19 protein-coding genes are annotated in these 16,453 nt (G+C 63.9%); 4 read left to right on the top strand and 15 right to left on the bottom strand.

Annotated features, from left to right (window positions below; genetic code table 11):
* Nucleotides 1-9: 9 nt before the first annotated feature.
* Nucleotides 10-489 (bottom strand): Lrp/AsnC family transcriptional regulator, encoded by a 480-nt coding sequence (locus tag ACO2Q4_RS09020; protein ID WP_395133092.1) that lies wholly within the window; start codon nucleotides 487-489, stop codon nucleotides 10-12.
* 136 nt (nucleotides 490-625) lie between these two features.
* Here ACO2Q4_RS09020 and hppD point away from each other — a divergent pair, with 136 nt between their 5' ends.
* Nucleotides 626-1,732, top strand: a complete 1,107-nt coding sequence (hppD, locus tag ACO2Q4_RS09015) for a 4-hydroxyphenylpyruvate dioxygenase (protein ID WP_311759221.1) — start codon at nucleotides 626-628, stop codon at nucleotides 1,730-1,732.
* 55 nt (nucleotides 1,733-1,787) lie between these two features.
* Here hppD and ACO2Q4_RS09010 read toward each other — a convergent pair whose 3' ends face one another.
* From ACO2Q4_RS09010 to ACO2Q4_RS08970, 9 genes are all read right to left on the bottom strand, one after another.
* A complete protein-coding gene (locus ACO2Q4_RS09010; protein WP_423318759.1) occupies nucleotides 1,788-2,699 on the bottom strand; it encodes an ABC transporter permease in 912 nt (303 codons plus the stop codon).
* Nucleotides 2,696-3,766, bottom strand: coding sequence for an ABC transporter permease (locus ACO2Q4_RS09005; protein ID WP_311759223.1), 1,071 nt, complete (start codon nucleotides 3,764-3,766; stop codon nucleotides 2,696-2,698). The genes ACO2Q4_RS09010 and ACO2Q4_RS09005 overlap by 4 nt, the downstream gene beginning before the upstream one ends.
* A complete protein-coding gene (locus ACO2Q4_RS09000; RefSeq protein ID WP_423318757.1) occupies nucleotides 3,756-5,264 on the bottom strand; it encodes an ABC transporter ATP-binding protein in 1,509 nt (502 codons plus the stop codon). Before ACO2Q4_RS09000 ends, ACO2Q4_RS09005 begins: the two co-directional genes overlap by 11 nt.
* Nucleotides 5,264-6,358, bottom strand: a complete 1,095-nt coding sequence (locus tag ACO2Q4_RS08995) for a BMP family ABC transporter substrate-binding protein (RefSeq protein ID WP_423318755.1) — start codon at nucleotides 6,356-6,358, stop codon at nucleotides 5,264-5,266. Before ACO2Q4_RS08995 ends, ACO2Q4_RS09000 begins: the two co-directional genes overlap by 1 nt.
* 15 nt (nucleotides 6,359-6,373) lie before the next feature.
* Nucleotides 6,374-7,741 carry an amidohydrolase gene (locus ACO2Q4_RS08990; RefSeq protein ID WP_423318753.1) on the bottom strand — a complete coding sequence of 456 codons (1,368 nt, stop codon included), beginning with the start codon at nucleotides 7,739-7,741 and terminating at the stop codon, nucleotides 6,374-6,376.
* Nucleotides 7,738-8,397: a glutathione S-transferase family protein gene (locus ACO2Q4_RS08985; RefSeq protein WP_423318752.1), complete on the bottom strand. Its 660-nt coding sequence runs from the start codon at nucleotides 8,395-8,397 to the stop codon at nucleotides 7,738-7,740. The genes ACO2Q4_RS08990 and ACO2Q4_RS08985 overlap by 4 nt, the downstream gene beginning before the upstream one ends.
* A complete protein-coding gene (locus tag ACO2Q4_RS08980; RefSeq protein WP_395133080.1) occupies nucleotides 8,394-9,233 on the bottom strand; it encodes an aromatic ring-hydroxylating dioxygenase subunit alpha in 840 nt (279 codons plus the stop codon). Before ACO2Q4_RS08980 ends, ACO2Q4_RS08985 begins: the two co-directional genes overlap by 4 nt.
* The gene (locus tag ACO2Q4_RS08975; protein ID WP_423318750.1) at nucleotides 9,230-9,856 is read right to left on the bottom strand and encodes a Rieske 2Fe-2S domain-containing protein; all 627 of its coding nucleotides are present in this window, start codon (nucleotides 9,854-9,856) and stop codon (nucleotides 9,230-9,232) included. The genes ACO2Q4_RS08980 and ACO2Q4_RS08975 overlap by 4 nt, the downstream gene beginning before the upstream one ends.
* A 128-nt stretch (nucleotides 9,857-9,984) precedes the next feature.
* Complete coding sequence (locus ACO2Q4_RS08970) at nucleotides 9,985-10,239, bottom strand: acylphosphatase (protein ID WP_311759230.1); 255 nt, start codon at nucleotides 10,237-10,239, stop codon at nucleotides 9,985-9,987.
* A gap of 313 nt (nucleotides 10,240-10,552) precedes the next feature.
* On the opposite strand from ACO2Q4_RS08970, the gene ACO2Q4_RS08965 reads away from it, so the two are divergent.
* Nucleotides 10,553-12,568 (top strand): cellulase family glycosylhydrolase, encoded by a 2,016-nt coding sequence (locus tag ACO2Q4_RS08965; RefSeq protein WP_423318748.1) that lies wholly within the window; start codon nucleotides 10,553-10,555, stop codon nucleotides 12,566-12,568.
* Nucleotides 12,569-12,643: 75 nt separating this feature from the next.
* Here the strand turns inward: ACO2Q4_RS08965 and ACO2Q4_RS08960 are convergent, their stop codons facing one another.
* Nucleotides 12,644-12,937 carry an excinuclease ABC subunit A gene (locus ACO2Q4_RS08960; RefSeq protein WP_395133075.1) on the bottom strand — a complete coding sequence of 98 codons (294 nt, stop codon included), beginning with the start codon at nucleotides 12,935-12,937 and terminating at the stop codon, nucleotides 12,644-12,646.
* A gap of 17 nt (nucleotides 12,938-12,954) precedes the next feature.
* Nucleotides 12,955-13,083, bottom strand: a complete 129-nt coding sequence (locus tag ACO2Q4_RS08955; RefSeq protein WP_423318746.1) for a hypothetical protein — start codon at nucleotides 13,081-13,083, stop codon at nucleotides 12,955-12,957.
* Here ACO2Q4_RS08955 and ACO2Q4_RS08950 point away from each other — a divergent pair.
* Both ACO2Q4_RS08950 and ACO2Q4_RS08945 read left to right on the top strand, forming a co-directional pair.
* The gene (locus ACO2Q4_RS08950) at nucleotides 13,082-13,447 is read left to right on the top strand and encodes a hypothetical protein (protein WP_423318744.1); all 366 of its coding nucleotides are present in this window, start codon (nucleotides 13,082-13,084) and stop codon (nucleotides 13,445-13,447) included. The two genes, ACO2Q4_RS08955 and ACO2Q4_RS08950, sit on opposite strands and share 2 nt — an antisense overlap.
* An 11-nt stretch (nucleotides 13,448-13,458) precedes the next feature.
* Nucleotides 13,459-14,805 carry an esterase-like activity of phytase family protein gene (locus ACO2Q4_RS08945; protein WP_423318742.1) on the top strand — a complete coding sequence of 449 codons (1,347 nt, stop codon included), beginning with the start codon at nucleotides 13,459-13,461 and terminating at the stop codon, nucleotides 14,803-14,805.
* A 19-nt stretch (nucleotides 14,806-14,824) separates the two neighbouring features.
* On the opposite strand, the gene ACO2Q4_RS08940 is transcribed toward ACO2Q4_RS08945, so the two are convergent.
* From ACO2Q4_RS08940 to ACO2Q4_RS08930, 3 genes are all read right to left on the bottom strand, one after another.
* Entirely contained in the window at nucleotides 14,825-15,007 is a 183-nt protein-coding gene (locus ACO2Q4_RS08940) for a hypothetical protein (protein ID WP_423318740.1), read from the bottom strand.
* Nucleotides 15,008-15,152: 145 nt separating this feature from the next.
* Nucleotides 15,153-15,419 carry a hypothetical protein gene (locus ACO2Q4_RS08935; RefSeq protein WP_423318738.1) on the bottom strand — a complete coding sequence of 89 codons (267 nt, stop codon included), beginning with the start codon at nucleotides 15,417-15,419 and terminating at the stop codon, nucleotides 15,153-15,155.
* A 155-nt stretch (nucleotides 15,420-15,574) separates the two neighbouring features.
* Nucleotides 15,575-16,453: an NAD(P)-dependent oxidoreductase gene (locus ACO2Q4_RS08930; RefSeq protein ID WP_423318736.1), complete on the bottom strand. Its 879-nt coding sequence runs from the start codon at nucleotides 16,451-16,453 to the stop codon at nucleotides 15,575-15,577.

Below are 16,453 nucleotides of genomic sequence, written 5' to 3'. Positions count from 1 at the left end.
ACTCCCGGCTCAGGGCGGGGTCGCTGCACCAAGGGGCGTGACGCCGCGATCCTCCTTCAGCGTGCGCAGGACGATTTCCGATCGCACCTGCGACACCTGGGGATGGGGCAAAAGGTGACGGTGGACGAAATCGGCAAAGGCCTCGAGGTCGGGAACCCGCACGTCCAAGACGTAATCCGCATCGCCCGAAACCGAAAAGGCTGATCGGATCTGCGGGTGGCTGGCCACAAACCGGGCAAAGTCATCCTCTTTCCGCTGGCCGTGGCTGGACAGGTTGACCCGGATGATTGCGCGTAGCCCATAGCCCAGCTTCGCCGCATTCAGGCGGGCGGAATACCCCTCGATCACGCCAGCCTGTTCCAGCGCCGCCCGCCTGCGCGAGCATTGCGAGGCCGACAGGTTCACCACCTCGGCCAGCGCGGCATTGGTCATCGCGCCGTCGCGGGTCAATGCCGCAAGAATGGCGATATCAAAGCGATCCAGTTCCATTTCACGCACCAACAGCCGGATTTCTGCACAATCCGTGCATATTGAGAGCCATATCCGCGCGCTTTGCAAGCTGTGAGCGCGCCACAAATGAGACGCTGGAAAAGACCAAGAACCCAATCAAGGACAGGAGGAGATCATGGGTCCCTTTCCGCATGACGCCCCCAAGGCCACCATCAGCCAGGACAATCCCGCCGGCACGGACGGGTTCGAATTCGTCGAGTTCGCCCATCCCGACCCGGCGCGGCTGGACGTGATCTTTCGCCAGATGGGTTTTGTCCCGGTGGCACGGCACAAGACCAAGGACATCACCCTGTATCGGCAGGGTGACATCAACTATTTGCTGAATGCCGATCCGCACAGCCATGCCGCCGATTTCGTCGGCAGGCACGGTCCCTGCGCCCCCGCGATGGCCTGGCGCGTCGTGGATGCCGCGGTCGCGCTGAAACGCGCGCTGGAACTGGGCGCGCAGGAATATACCGGACCGGGCAAGTCGATCGAGGCCCCGGCGGTGATCGGGATCGGTGGCTCGCTTCTGTATTTCATCGACCGCTATGCCGAGACGGGCAGTGCCTATACGGCGGATTACGACTGGCTGGACCAGCCCGATCCCAAGCCCGAAGGCTTCGGCTTCTATTATCTGGATCACCTGACCCATAACGTGATCCGCGGCAACATGGATACCTGGTACAAGTTCTACCACGACACGTTCAACTTCCGCGAGATCAGGTATTTCGACATCAAGGGCAAGCAGACCGGGCTGGTCAGCCGTGCCCTGACCTCTCCCGACGGCAAGATCCGCATTCCGATCAACGAGTCGACCGATGACCACAGCCAGATCGAGGAATACCTGCGCCGCTACAAGGGCGAAGGCATCCAGCATATCGCCATCGCGACCGAAGACATCTATGCCGGCACCGACAAGATCAGCGAAGCCGGCATGAAGTTCATGCCCGGACCGCCCGACACCTATTACGAGATGTCGCATGCCCGCGTGAAAGGCCATGACGAACCCGTCGAGCACATGAAGCGGCACGGCATCCTGATCGACGGCGAAGGCGTCGTGGGGGGCGGCGAGACGCGGATCCTGCTGCAGATCTTCTCGAAAACGGTAATCGGCCCGATCTTCTTCGAGTTCATCCAGCGCAAGGGCGACGATGGCTTTGGCGAGGGCAACTTCCGCGCATTGTTCGAGTCGATCGAACAGGACCAGATCCGCCGCGGCGTGCTGAGCGCGGCAAGCTGAAACGCCGACCGCGTCATTGCAGGGACCTGCCTGCAATGACACGGTCGGGCGAAAGTCAGCGCTCGAACGGTTCGCCCAGCGAGGCGACCGAATTCAGCCGCATCCGGTTGCGGTTCGACGAGATCACGCCCAGCACCACGATGGTGACAAGATAGGGCAGGCTCGCCAGCAGTTGCGACGGCAATTGCCAACCGACCGCCTGTCCGGTCAGTTCGGCCAGCGACAGCGCCCCGAACAGGCAAGCGCCCAGGAAGACCCGTCCGGTCATCCAGGTCCCGAAGACCACCAGCGCAAGCGCGATCCAGCCTCGGCCCGCAATGATGCCATCGGCCCACATCGGGGTGTAGACGGTCGAGGCATAGGCCCCCGCGATTCCCGCCATTGCCCCGCCAAAGGCGATGGCCGCCAGGCGAAGCGCCAGAACGCGCGTGCCGATGGCATGGGCGGCATGGGGGTTTTCACCCACGGCGCGGATCAGCAGCCCCAGCCGGGTCGCCCGGAACATCCACCAGATCGCAAATGTCGCGACCAAGGCCAGCCAGACGACGATATCCTGCGAGAAAATCCCCCCGACCACGGGAATGTCGGACAGGCCCGGAATGGCAATCGGTTTCAGCCCCGTGATCGTCATGCTTTCATAGGGTTTTCCGACCAGCGCTGCGAGTCCGAGGCCCAGGATGCCGATGGCCAGCCCCGCAGCAACCTGATTGGCCCGAAGCCACAGGACCAGCACGGCAAAGATCAGCGACAGCGCCGCGCCGCCGATGGCGCCGAGGATAAAGCCGGCCAGATGTCCCGCGCCCATATGCACCGTGATGAAGGCAATCGCGGCGCCAAGCGCCATCATGCCCTCGACCCCAAGGTTCAGAACGCCCGAGCGCTCGACGACCAGCTCGCCAAGCGCGGCCAGCAGGAACGGCGTCGCCGCCGCCAGCATTCCCGAGATGATGAATTCAAGGACGCTCATGCTTCTGCCGTCCTTGCAATGACCAGCCGATAACGGATGAAGGTCAGCCCACCCAGGTAAAAGACCAGCAGCAGCCCCTGGACGACGCGGACTGCCGCGACAGGCAGGCCCGCAGAAACCATCGCGCTGTCGCCGCCGATGAACAGCGCCGCCAGCAGGAAGGACGAAAAGATCATCCCGATCGGATGCAACCCGCCCAGATAGGCGGCGATGATCGCGGAATAGCCATAGCCGCCCGAGACCGAGCGTTGCAGCTGGCCGATGGGCCCGGCAACCTCGGCGGCCCCGGCCAGTCCGGCTGCGGCACCGCCGATCAGCAGCGAGATCCAAATCGCGCGGCTTTCGGAAAAGCCGGCATAGCCCGCCGCCCGAGGGGCAAGCCCCCCGACCAGCAGGCGATAGCCGCCAAAGCTGCGCTGCATGTAAAGCCAGGCCGCCAGGCTCGCCGCCAACGCAAACAGAAGCGAGATGTTGACCCGCGTCCCCGGCAGCAGGGTCGGCAGCATCGCATCCCATTGGAACATGATGCTTTGCGGAAAGTTGAACCCGGCCGGATCCTTCCACGGCCCCAGCAGCATGTAGTTCAGAAGCTGGGCCGCAACCAGGCTCATCATCAGGGTCACAAGGATCTCGCTGGCATTCAGGCGGCTGCGCCAGAATGCCGGAACCACCGCCCAAAGCAGACCGCCAAGCGCGCCCAGCACCATCATCAGCGGCCAGACCCACCAGCCCGCCGCGGTCGGAAACGTGATCGGGATCGCCGAGGCGAAGATCGCGCCAAGGATCAGCTGGCCCTCGGCCCCGATGTTGAAGACCTTCGCGCGATAGCCGATGGCCAACCCCTGCGCGATCAGCAGCAAGGGGCCGGTCTTCAGCAGGATCTCGGAAAAGCTGCTCCAGTTCTGGAACGGCTCGATCAGCATGGCGTAAAGCGCCTTCAGTGGCGGCACGCCCAGAATGGCGAACAGCACCGCGCTGGTCAGGATGCTGAGAAGCAGCGCAAGAAGAGCCGCGATTACCGCCGCCCGGGCCGAGGCGCGTTCGCGCCGGATCAGGCTAAGCCGCATGGTTTGCCCCCCTTGCCCCGATCATCCATTCGCCGATTTCCTCGGCGCTAGTTTCGGGCAGTGGCAAGGACGGCGACAGATGGCCGTGATGCAGGACATGCAGCCGGTCGCAAATTTCGAACAGTTCTTCCAGCTCCTCGGAAATGACCAGTATCGCCTTGCCTGCATTGCGCATGGCGGCCAGGCGACGGCGGATCTGGGCGGCGGCGCCGATATCGACGCCCCAAGTCGGCTGGGCGACGAACAGCAGATCGGGCTCCAGCATGATTTCCCGACCCATGATGAACTTTTGCAGGTTGCCACCGGAAAGCGACCCGGCCTCGGCCTCCGGGCCAGAGGCACGGACGTCGAAATCGGTCATGCAGCTGTTGGTGAAGGCAGCCTCGCGCCGGCGGTCGATCAGACCATGCCGGACCAAACCGCGCCGATGCGCGGTCAGCAGCGTATTGTCGGCCAGGGACATGTCGGGCACGGCACCCCGGCCCAGCCGATCCTCGGGGACAAAGGCGAAGCCCAGCTTGCGGCGGGCCGACGTGCCCATCCGCCCGACCGGTCGAGCCTTGATGCGGATTGCGTCGCCCTGGGGCAGCCTGTCTTCACCCGAAATCAGGGCGGCAAGTTCGCGCTGGCCGTTCCCGGAAACCCCGGCAATGCCCACGATCTCGCCCGCGCGGACCTGCAGGGACGGAACCGACAGCGTGACGCCAAAAGGATCGTCGGGAACACAGGTCAGCCCCGTGATCTGCAGCAGGGCGTCGCCCGGCGCAATGGGTTCGGCGGGCAACGGTTGAGGCATCGCGCGCCCGATCATCAGCGTCGCCAGCGCATGCGCGCTGTGATCCCGGGGATCGACCTCGCCAGTGACGCGGCCGCCGCGCAGGATGGTCGCCCGGTCACAAAGCGCACGGATTTCTTCCAGCTTGTGCGAGATGAACAGGATCGAAACCCCGCTATCGCGCAGGCGCCGCAGGGTCTGGAACAGCAGTTCGACATTCTGCGGGGCAAGGACCGAGGTCGGTTCGTCCAGGATCAGAAGCCGCGGCTCAAGCATCAGGCAGCGCAGGATCTCGACCCGCTGACGTTCGCCCACCGACAGGGAATGGACCAAAGCCGCAGGGTTGACCTCAAGCCCGTAGCGCGCGCCAAGTTCGCGCACACGCGCGGCGATCGCGGCCTTGCGGCCCGGCACGACCAGCGCGATGTTCTCGACCACGGTGAGGGTCTCGAACAGCGAGAAGTGCTGAAAGACCATGCCGATACCCAAAGCCCGCGCCTCGGCAGCCGAACCGGGGCGAACGGGCTGGCCATTCCACTCCATGCTGCCTTCGTCTGCTGTCTCGACGCCGTAGATCAGTTTCATCAGCGTCGATTTGCCGGCACCATTCTCGCCCAGGATGGCGTGGATCGAATTCGGCATGACGTCGAGGTCGATGGCCGCATTCGCGGCCACCTGACCATAGGTTTTCGACACACCCCTGAGGCGCAGAAGCGGCTGCATTACTTCGGCAGCGGCGTGACGACGCCTTCGACGTGATAATCCATCGCCAGCACCTGCTCATCCGGCATGACGGCACCGGCGGCGACCACTTCCTGACCGGCGGCATTCTTGATCGGGCCGGTGAAGGGGTTGAAGGTGCCAGCGGTCATCCCGGCCTCGGCCTCGTCGATCTTGGCCTTGGCGTCGGCGGGAACATCGGGGCTGAGATCCAGAAGCCGGACCACGCCGTCCTTCATGCCCAGCCAGTGGCCCGCACCCTTGAAGGTGCCGGACAGATGCGCCTCGATCTCGGCCTTGAAATAGGGCGACCAGTCGGTATCCGCCACACCCAGGTATTTCGTCGCCGCATAGGCCTTCATCGACGAATTGAGGTTGCCGACATAGACGCCCGCCTCTTCACAGGCGGCCACCACCGAAGGCGTATCCTGCGCGTTCGAGAAGATGACATCCACGCCCTGCGCGATCAGGGCCTTCGCGGCCGATTGTTCCTTGGCCGGGTCGAACCACGAGTTCACCCAGACGACCGAAACCTCGACTTCGGGGTCGATGGCGCGTGCGCCCAGTGCGAAGGCGTTGATCGATGTGATAAGTTCGGGAATGGCGAAGGCCGAGACCGAACCGATCTTCTTCGACTTGGTCAGCGACGCCGCGGCCATGCCCAGCAGATAGGTGCCCTCGAAGTTCTTCGCGGCGAAGTTCGCAAGGTTCGGCGCGGTCTGATAGCCCGAGGCATGGATGACCGAGACGTCGGGAAAGCGGCGCGCCAGTTGCAGCGCGGCGTTCTGATAGCCAAAGGAACCCGCGATCAGGACCTTGTTGCCGTCCGACACCGTCTTTTGGAAAATCCGGTCGGCATCGGGACCGTCGCCGATGCTGTCCAGAACGGTGATGTTGATCGGGCTGCCCAGCTCGGCCTTGGCCTTCTCAAGCCCCGCGACCAGCGAATGGGTCCAACCCACGTCGCCCAGGGGCGAGGGTGCGACCAGCGTGACGCCCAGCGGGTCCGCCGCATGGGCCTTATGGGCAAGGCCAAGGCTCGCGGCGCTGGCAAGCGCTGCGCCGGTGGTCAGAAACTGACGGCGGGTTTGGGTCATTTCCGGGCTTTTCCTTCAGAAAAGTGTTGAATTCAGAACGGTTTCGGCTTCCGCGAACAACTTCTGCTCGTCCAGGCCGGGGAATTCCCCATTCTCCCAGACGATGCGGCCGTTGATCATGGTCAGGTCGGTCGGCATCCCGACGCCGACCTTGGCGATCAGGCTGTGGGGGTCGTGGCGCGTGCCGATATAGTCCATGCGCCGGGTGTCGATGGCGAACAGGTCCGCCGCCATGCCGGGTTCGAGCCGGCCGATATCGTCACGCCCCAAGCACGAGGCGCCACCCTGCGTCGCATAGCCCAGGAACTCGGCGGGCAACGGCACCGGGTTGTCGCGACCCGACGCGGCAAGGCATTGCAGCATGTAGCCGGAATGGATGCAGTGCATCAGGTTCGAATTGTCGTTCGAGGCCGCGCCATCCGCCCCAAGGCTCAACCGCACGCCCTGCGCGGCCATGGCCGGAATGTCGGTCACTTCCGCCCCGACCAGATAGACCGGTTCGGGGCAATGCGAGACGCCGGTGCCGCTGGCGGCAAGACTTGCGATCTCGGACCGGGTCAGTTCCCAGCAATGGGCATAGAAGCTGTCGGGCCCGGCAAAGCCCAACTGTTCGAGATAGTCGATGCTGCGCAGACCAAAGCGCGCCTCGATCACCGGGCTTTCACCTTCGCCGGCATGGGTGTGCAGGATCACGCCCTTGTCGCGGGCAAGGCGCACCGACTCGGCAAACGTTTCGCGGTAGCAATTGACAGGCTGGCAGGGCGCGACCGCGACCTGGCGCATCGAAAAGCGATCTGCGTCGTGATAGGTGTCGATCAGGCGCGCGCAATCGGCGATGAAGCCATCCGTCGTCTCAAGCATCTCGTCGGGGATGGTCGAGCCTTCGGATTTCGGCAGGGTATTCCCACCCCGCCCCGCATGGAACCGCATCCCCAGAAGCTCGGCCGCTTCGAACTGGCGGTCGACGATCCGGCCGCCGGCGTGGCGCGGAAAGCAATACTGGTGGTCAAAGGCGGTCGTGCAACCATGCTTGATCAGCTCGGCCATTGCAGTGACCGAGCTGTGATAGAAGCAATCCTCGGTCAGCCGGGCGAAGATCGGATAGATCGTGTCCAGCCACTCGATCAGCGACAGCCGCGTCCAGTCCAGTTCGACCCGGTTGCGCACAAAGGTCTGGAAGAAGTGGTGATGCGTATTGACGAGACCGGGGTAAAGAAACCAACCGCTCGCATCGATCACGCGCGCGCCGTCCGGCGCGGCCAGGTTCTTGCCAATGGCTGCGATGGCCGGTCCCTGCGTCAGCAGATCCGCGTCGCGCAGGACCGCAGCCCCGGACGAGGGCACAATGGCGGCGCAGTTGCGAAACAGGATCGCGCCAGTCATGCGGACGCGACCACCGGATCGCCGCCGATCTCGTTGTTCGGCTCTGGGCTGAGATCGTGCAGGCGGTGGATGCCCGGCATCTCGATAAAGCCCTCAAGCGAGCGGACCGCCCGCAGCCACAGCCGGATCGCAGGGTAATCGTCCAGGCTGACCCCGCCATCGGGGGCAAGCGCCACATGCGGAAAGACGGCAATATCGGCGATGGTCGGCGCGGGCCCGGTCAGGAAGGCATGACCGTTGATCCTCGCCTCGGTCAGCGCAGCTTCAAGGATCCGCAGCCACATGATCCCATCCGCCTGCAACCGGTCAAGATCGCCGGGCTGACCCAGCATCTCGTGCGCGCGCGCGCCGCCAAGGCTGGCGGCAAGATGGGTCGCTCGGGCCAGCCACTCCTGAACCAAGGGCCCCTGCCCCAGCCATTCGGGCGCATCCGCCACAAGATGGTTCAAGATCGCCGCAGGCTCGGTCAGGGTCAGCGGCCCGTCGACCAGAACCGGGATGCTCCCGGCCGGGTTGATCTGGCGAAAGGCCGCGCCGCGATGTTCCGCGCCGGGGTGGAAATCCACGGCCACCTGTTCAAACCGCTTGCCCAGCAGCGCCGCCATAAGCCGCGCGGTATAGCATTCGGGGGAAAGGATGTAATCGTAAAGGATCATGCTGCCACCAGCTGCGCGCCATAGGAAATGCCATTCCGCTTGAGCCAGCGGCGATAGGCGATCGAGGTCATGTCGGCGCGCGTCGGCGTCTCCATGCCGGGATCCAGCGGCAGCTTGCGCGGCAACTGGTTTTCAAGGATCGAACGGTCCTGCATGAAGATCATCTGCTGGAAATGGATCAGTTCGGCCATCGAGGTTTCGTCGTCGAACAGCGCCATCCAGGGCCAGACCTCGCACAGTTCCTCGGTCAGCGGCTGCACGAAAAGGGTAATGACGTCCCATTCCCCCGGCCTGGGCGGCGAGGTCTTGTAAAGCACCGAGCAGGTCGGATGCGGCACGCGGTACATGTATTCGATCTCGGTCCCGCCTTCGGCCGATTTGGCGGCCTGCGGTTGATAGAAGCGCACCTTGGTCGCCCAGACCTCGTCGATCTCGTCGCGGATCTGGACTTCGTAGCGATAGACCTCGGTATGAGGCTCGGAACCCAGGATGTCGGTGTGAACGAAGGGGAAATGCGCGATGTCGAGGAAGTTCTCGACCGCGCGAAGGGGCGAGCATTTCACCCGCACGCTGCCCACGTCTACCAGCCTGCGACCGGGCTGCGTCGCTTCGGGCAGCGGGAATATCTCACCCGGTTCGCCAAGCGAGGTCCAGACATGCCCATAGGCGATCTTCACCGGCAGTTTGCGTCCGTCCAGCGTCTCGACCACGGGGGTGCCATCGACCCCGGTGATCCGGATCGCCTGCCCAAGCAGCAGCGTTTCCCGGCCAGGAGCCGTGGGAAGAAGTGCGGCGATGGCGACAGGAAACCATTCGTTCACGATGTCACGGGTCATTGGGCGGCCTCGGTCGTTTCGGTTTCAAGCCCGCGACGCAGGGCTTCCAGCGCACGCGATGCCGCGATGCGCGTCGCGGCATCCGCTTCCGGCATCAGGGCATGGAGAACGGTCCGCCCCTGCGCGTCAAGCAAAGCAAGTGTCAGCGCTTCCTTGCAGCCCGGCAGGCTGACCTTGCCCATCAGGCCGTCGATGCCCAGGGCTGCCGCCACCTCGGCAATCGGGCGCTCGACAGCAATCGAGCGCAGCGGCAGGACGTCCCCGACCTCGGGGGGCGCGGTTTCGGTCCCTTCGGCCGCGACCCAGATCAGGCCGCCCTGCTCGACGCAGGCAAGCCTGCCCGCGCGGACGGCGGCGGGCGGAACCAGGTCGGGATGCGCGGGGATCTTGCGGCACTGGCCGGTCCCGTCATAGCGCCAGCCGTGATAGATGCAGGACAGCATCTCGCCCCGCACGAAGCCGTGCGACAATCTCATGCCGCGATGCGGGCAGCGGTCGTGAAAGGCCGAGACGCGACCCGAACCGCCGCGCCAGATCGCAAGTTCTCCCAGCGGGGTCTTGGCCGGCATGGCGGTGGCGATTGAAAGATCGGCGGACAGGGCGGCTGGAACCCAGTTTGGCATAGGCGACTCTTATTGGCGTGGCGCGACACTAGGATTGCCGAAAGCGCTGGCAATCCAAAGCGTCCTGAAAGGCTGCGATATGTTCGATTTGCTGAAACGATGTGCAAACTGGCAAGCGCGGATCGAACTCACTCGGGCACGGGATGTCTTTCGATCTCCTCCACCCAGGTTTCGGCCGGTCCAAGGCTGCATCCCAGTTCCATCGCGTCGATCAGGTCGGCAGGACCGCCGACGGTCAGGTCAAGACGGTGGTCTGTTTCGTGCAGAAAGGTGACGTTCAGCCCCAGCCTGCCCGCATGGCGCGTGATCCAGGGCCGAAATGCCGCGGGCGCAAGTCGGCCGGAAATCACGAAATGCTCGACCATTGTGGCTGTGGCAGACATGACGGCGCTTTCGGCGGTTGGGGTGTTGTCGCGGCGCTTATACTATCCCCTGCCCGGTCCGCAATCCACCCTGCGCGGCCAGAAGGCACCAGCCGTGGATGACGAGCCGTCAATTGGTGATAAATCGTTAAAATCGTTTACTTCCCCTTCGCGCTATTCGTCCCAAGAAAGGACACGCCGGCCAAGTTCTGCCGAGCCATGGGCAAGCGACCGGATCCGCTTTTGAACGCGGCGCGGTTCTGGCAGTTTCGCCGGGCAACAACTCATAGCCGGTCGCCCCTCCGTCGATCGCTGCAACCCCCTCGAGGCCCAAATGGACTGCGACAGCTCGCATTTCTACTCTCAGACCGCGGACTGGAATGTCGTTTCGCTGGCGACGCGCTATGTCAACGTCGTCGATGACCCTTCTCGGCTTCGTACCCGGGACGGGCGGCAGCTTGATCCTGCGCTGCGCGGGTACCAGATCACCGAAGTTCCCGCGGACGAGGCGGCGAGGCGGTTTCCCGGCCTTGCGGCGGGGCGCCTTGGCGCAAGCGGCAAGCAGCGGATCGCGCTGCTGCTGGATCCCGAAACGGGCGAACCCGCACAAGCGGCGGACGGAACCCCGGTGATCCTGCCCCCGACCCGCGGCACTGATCCGGGCATCGCGAACATGGTCAGCTGGCGGGCGGATACCGGAGTCGTGCTGCAGACGGGCGGTCCGCCCGAATCCTTCCTGACGGTGCTGGGCACAGCATTCCCCGAGGTTAACGTGATCCGTCTCGACATGAATGCCGAGACGCTCGACAATCCGCAGCGTGCCAGCGACTGGCGAGCCTTCGCCGAACTGGCCGCGAAGTACGGCTATGGCTTGATCATCCAGAATTCTGACGGTGAACTGGCCGGCGGCTTCCTGTCCGACGGTGTACCGCGCAAGTCGCACAAGCTGGGCCTGCGGGACATCGGCCCGGCCAATGCGCTGCGCAATCCTTCGGCCCGCGGTGACTGGAAGATCAACGACGTGCGCGATGACTGGGACGTCATGCTGAAATGGTTCCGCAAGCCGGAAAACAACCACATCCTTGACGCGGTCGTCGGCTGGGAGCTGATCAACGAGCCGATGGCCTATGGCCGCAGCCCCAAGGCCGGAAAGATCTATGCCCAGCACATGCACGACCTGATCTTGGACCTGGATTGGGGCGGCAAGCGGATTCTTGTCGGTGGGCTTGGCGCATCGGCCCAGTTCAGCCGGATAGATCTTGCCCCGATCCGACAGGCGGCAGGCGACAAGCTGATCTGGTCCGTCCACATGTATCCGGGCTGGGTCGCCGCCGATGTTCCCGACCCCGCGGGGCAGCGCTTTCACGGCGCAATCTGCAAGGGCATCGGCGCATTGAAGCAACCGGGAAATGACATCCTGCTGACCGAGACGCATCTGCAATCCTCGCCCAGCCTGCTGGATCCCGGCACTCAGGATCCGGATGTCGCACCCTCGTACAACCTGGCGCGAGAGTTTCCCTGGTTCGCCGATAACGGCATCGGCCTGTCATGGTGGACGCCTGTCGGGCGCAGGTCGTCCTTCCTGATCCCCGAGAAAGGCGATACCGGGCAGTGGTCGGTGCTGCTCGACCTCGCGGCTTTCGCGCATTGGGGCTGGATCCGCGACGAAACCGCGCCTCGGCCCGGCGCAGAGGAGCATTACGGAACCGCAGGGGCCGACCGCGTCGCTTTGGCGTCAGGCACGGGGCTGGTGGAAGGCGCGAATATCGCGACGCCGCACGGTCTGTTCTTCGCGCTGGACGGCGACGACCAGATCATTGGCAGTGATTTGCCCGACCTGATCTATGGCGGCTCTGGAAATGACAGCATCGCCGGAGGAGATGGCGGCGACTACCTGTTCGGTGATCAGGGCGATGACACGCTGGATGGACAGGGTGGCGACGACGTCCTGATCGACAGCGAGGGCCAAAACCTCCTGACCGGCGGCAAGGGGAACGACCACCTTGAGGGCAGCGGCACGCTGGACGGCGGCGCGGGAAATGACCTTCTGATCGCGGTCCCCGGCACGCAACAGATGACCGGAGGGCCGGGGAAGGATCGTTTCGTACCGGGCCAACAGGGGAAAGTAGAGATCACCGACTTCCAGTCGGACCAAGACAGCATCGACCTGTCGGTGCTTGCCGCGCAAAAGCCCCGTCTCACGGTCGAAGCGGTTTCGCAGAATGGCGGGATCACGATATCCGCGGGGGAGACGACGATGCGCCTGACCGATGCCACCGGTCTTGCCTGCGGGGACTTCCGGAATGGCAAGGCGCTTGCCGTCACCATCGACGGCAAGCGCTGCGACTAGCTCAGCGGAAACGGAATCGCCGCGTCTTCCGGCGAATCAAAAGCCCGGCCCGGATCATCCGAGTCGGGCAGATTTTCAGCGACCGGACAGGGCCTGCATCAGGCTGATCACGCCCAGAACCTTGTTCGTGTGGTTGTCCACGCGATAGATCTGGTTGTCATCCTGATAATAGTTCCAGTTGGAACGGCGTTCGAGTTCGTAGCGGTTCGGGTCGGCCAGCACGCGGCGATAGTCGGCCGGTGCATAGCGATCCCCGACGCGAAGCGCGCGATAATCCCGGTAGTCGCGGTGGTCCCTGTGATCGCGATGATGGCGATCGTGGCGACGGGCATGGCCCGGCGGATAGCAGCCGTTACCCTTCTTCGCCAATCCGGGCGGGCAACCGTTCACCCAGCCGTGACGGCGGTCATGATCGCGATCGCGGTGGTGATCGCCGTCATGGCGGTGCCGATCGCGGCGATCATGCCGGTCACGACCGTGGTCGCGGTCATAACGCTCATGACGGTGCTCGTCATGCTGGCGATCCTGCCAGTGGCGGCGCGGGCCGGAATCGGCATTTGCCACACCAACTGCAAGCGAGGAAAGAAGAAGGGACGTAAGAAGGAGCCGAAGTTTCATGGCGATCCGGGTAAAGTAGTTGGACAATTGGCTATTGCGCCTTTCCCCTTGGACCGGCAATGCACGAATCCGGCAGCCTTGCCGGATCGGCATTTTTTTGCTGGCGCCTTCAGTAAGTTAGGCGCAGTTGCGCCCACGCCATCTTCGCGGCGGCGGCAGAGTGGAACAAGTGCTGTCCGCCGACACAGGCTTTACGAATTCTCCATCCCGCCGCAGTCTGGCTGTCATCATGCCGGACTAGCAGGGGCGCGTTCCGTTTGATGGAGATATTCATGCGCCTTGTTCCGATCCTGCTGGCCTGCGGTGCCGCGGTCTCGCCTGCCTTTGCCGAAGAGGTCTTTCCCGCGAAGCTGGCGGGTCATGCAATGCTTCCGGCGTTTACCCTGGTCACGCCGCCCGCCGACGCACCGCGCGACCTGTGGATGTCGGGAAAGTTCACCGGCAAGACCCGCAATGACGCCCTGATGAGCGTCGAGGGGGACGTGGGCAAGGCCTATGGCGGGCACAAGACGGGCGTCTCTCTGCCCTTTCCCGGTCAGCCGGTGCAGGGCATGTCGGGCTTTGCGATGAACCGGGCCGATGACGGAAGCTGGTTCACGCTGACAGACAACGGATTCGGGACCAAGCTGAACAGCCCCGACGCCATGCTGTATTTCCACCGGATGCAACCCGATTTCGCGTCAGGCAAGGTCGAGCGCCTGCAGACCGTCTTCCTGCGCGATCCTGACCACAAGGTGCCATTCCGGATCGCGAACGAGGCAACCGAGACGCGTTACCTGACCGGTGCTGATTTCGATCCCGAAAGCATCCAGTTCCTGAACGGAGAGCTTTGGATCGGCGAAGAGTTCGGCCCGAACATCCTGCGGGTCGCGGCCGACGGGCGCGTGCTGTCGGTTCATCCGACCGTGCTGGACGGTGCGGTCCTGACCGGACCGGACACGGCGGGCACTGCGGTGCCGGCCCAGCCGGGCAAGGATTTCCGGGTCCAGCGCTCTGGTGGATATGAGGGTATGGGCCTGCAACCCGGCAGCAACCTGCTGTGGGCGATGCTGGAAAAGCCGCTTCTGGCCGAGAATGGCCAGCCCGAGGGCGACTTCCTGCGGGTGATGACCTTCGACACAGCCAAGGCTGACTGGACCGGCGACAGCTATCGCTTCCGCTTGTCCGATGGCGCGACCGCGATCGGTGATTTCAACTTCATCGACGACACCCGCGCATTGGTGATCGAGCGGGACAATGGCGAAGGGGATGCCGCGCATGCCTGTGCCGAAGGGACCACCGACCAGAGCGGTTGCTATCCGCAACCCGCGCGTGTCAAGAATATCGTGCTGATCGATACAGCGACTGTCGATCCCGAGGGCTATCTGCGACGCATCGGCCATATCAACCTGCTGGACATCGCCGATCCCGATGGCAAGGCCCTGGCGGGCATGAAACCGGCAGAGGGCAATTTCACCTTTCCGTTCTTCACGATCGAGGATGTGGCACGCGTCGATGACACCCACATCCTTGTCGCAAATGACAACAACCTGCCCTATTCCGGCGGGCGCGAGATCGGTAAGGCCGCGAATAACGAGTTCATCCTGCTCGACGTCGCCGAACTGCTGGCCGCGAAGTGAACGAGATCCGTCAGTCTGATCACGACTGATGTCTGCGCGGGCGAAGGGTATACACCATCGCCCGCAACACCGCGCACAGGAACAGGGTCACGACTCCGGTCAGGGAATAGACGCCAAGCGCCCGCAGGGGAGACACGCCGATCAATAGCGCGAGCACCGCGGCCAGCGCGGCAATGGCAATCGACAGGAACAGTGCAGGCATGGCGAAACCCTTCGCATCATCCGCGTCCCGTTCCACAAAGCCTGAACTGCACCTTTGGTTCCCTGAAATGGCGTCCGGTCTCGGAACGCCCTTCCACCGCCTTGGCCGCTTCTGGGCAAAAACACCCAGAGAGAATGCGTGACGGTCAGGACAGTCCCGTGCTCAACCCGGGTTCGATGTGGCGCGCCAGCGCGATGCAATCCTGCATCGCCTTGGCGAGCACAGGGTTCAGGATCAGATCGACCGCCATGCCTTGTTCGTCGATCAGACGGAAGGTCAGCCCTGTTTCATCGACCTCGCGCAGGCCGAGCGATACCGGAGAGATTGTCAGCCCCGGTTCCGCGCTGTCATCGGACAGGGGCACGTTGATCAGCATGCTTCGCTTGGCGGACTCGATCATGTCCTCGGTCATGGATGCATCCTGTGAAGCCGGTTTCGGACCTGCGGCGGGACAATGGCTGCCCAGCTTTCTACTCCAACACCGACAATGCTGCCACGGTTCCCTAATGGCATCCCGGTAGCAAAGGGTGCGGAAGGCGAAACTTCGCCGGTTGCGGATGCACCGGTTTAACGCGGATCCGTTCTGCGGAAAATGCGGGCAAGTTCAGGAACATATTTCGTTCCCTCCCCCGCATCGACGGCCGTCGACATGGCGGCATGGATTCCGTCTGCGATGACGTGGGCGGCGCCGGATGCATCGGACATCTCGCGGTAATAGGCGATGTCCTTCAATCCGTTCGCAATGGCGAATGGCAGGTTGTCCGCATCACCGTCCAGAAGGAAGGGGGTCATCCGATCCAGCGCGACCCCCGCGCCACCGCCCTGCGCCAGAACTTGGACGAAGGCGACAGGATCGATTCCAGCATCGATCGCACCCGCCGCGGCCTCGGCGATAAGCGCCAGCGAACCCACCGAGACATAGTTGTGCAGCAGCTTCAGCCGATGGCCCGCGCCAGGACCGCCGACATGAAAGACCTGTTCGGTAAAGGCAGCCAGCACGGGGCGGACGCGATCAAGGGTTGCTGCATCTCCTCCGATCAGCAGGTTAAGCTGACCATCATGCGCGTGACGCGCGGTCCGGGTCATCGGAGCATCCAGAAAATCGGCGCCGACCTCAGCCACCGCCCGCGCCATGCGAAGGGTCGATTCCGGCAGTGAGGTCGAGCAGTCGATCACTGTCGATCCGGGGCGCAGCGATGACAGCACTCCGTCCGGCCCAGTCAGCACCGCTTCGACCTGGGGCGAGCCGGTGACGCACAGGATAAGGACATCGGCCCCGCGCGCCACCTCGGCCGGGCTGTGGCAGGCATGCCCGCCGAGTGACAGGATTTCGTCCACGGGGCGGTTGCCGGGATGATCCAGGAACGACAGCGGAAAACCCTTGCGCAGCACGTTCCTTGCAATTCCGTGCCCCATCAGGCCCACGCCGATGATCCCGACTTTCAT

Origin of the sequence: Paracoccus sp. KR1-242 (assembly GCF_049446195.1) — a bacterium.
Lineage (GTDB): Bacteria > Pseudomonadota > Alphaproteobacteria > Rhodobacterales > Rhodobacteraceae > Paracoccus > Paracoccus broussonetiae.
This window is presented reverse-complemented; position numbering and strand designations above follow the sequence as displayed.